Annotated in this window: 1 protein-coding gene; it reads left to right on the forward strand. The window is 66.9% G+C overall.

Annotated features, from left to right (window positions below; genetic code table 11):
• A partial coding sequence (locus RNB18_RS50840) for a beta-ketoacyl [acyl carrier protein] synthase domain-containing protein (RefSeq protein WP_311720907.1) occupies nt 1-596 on the forward strand: 596 nt, incomplete at both ends.

Genomic DNA, 596 nt, shown 5'->3' on the forward strand with positions numbered 1-596 from the left:
ACTCCCCCGAACTCTTGTGGGAGGCCCTGATTCGGGGCGATGACTTTGTCACCGAAGTTCCGCCCGACCGTTGGGACGCCGACGAGTACTACGACCCGGAGCCGGGGGTGCCCGGTCGGTCGGTGTCCAAGTGGGGGGCCTTCCTCGACGACGTCGCCGGCTTCGATGCCGACTTCTTCGGTATCAACGAACGCGAGAGTGCCGCACTCGATCCCCAGCACCGATTGTTGCTGGAAACCTCCTGGGAGGCCATGGAGCACGCGGGCCTTACGCGGGAAGCCTTGTCGGACTCGCTGACCGGCGTGTTCGTCGGACTGACGCACGCCGACTACCAGATGCTGGCCGCCGACGCTCAGTCTCTGGAAGCGGCATACGGCTTCAGCGGCAACAACTTCAGCCTGGCGTCCGGCCGGATCGCTTACGCCCTCGGCGTCCACGGGCCTGCGCTCACGGTGGACACGGCGTGTTCGTCCGGCCTGACCGCGAGACACCTGGCCTGCCGCAGCCTGCACGAGGGCGAAAGCGATTTCGCGTTGGCCGGCGGCGCCACCTTGGCGTTGGACCCGCGCAAGTTCGCTTCGGGTTCAGCGGAGGGA

Origin of the sequence: Streptomyces doebereineriae, assembly GCF_031845645.1 — a bacterium.
Lineage (GTDB): Bacteria > Actinomycetota > Actinomycetes > Streptomycetales > Streptomycetaceae > Streptomyces > Streptomyces canus.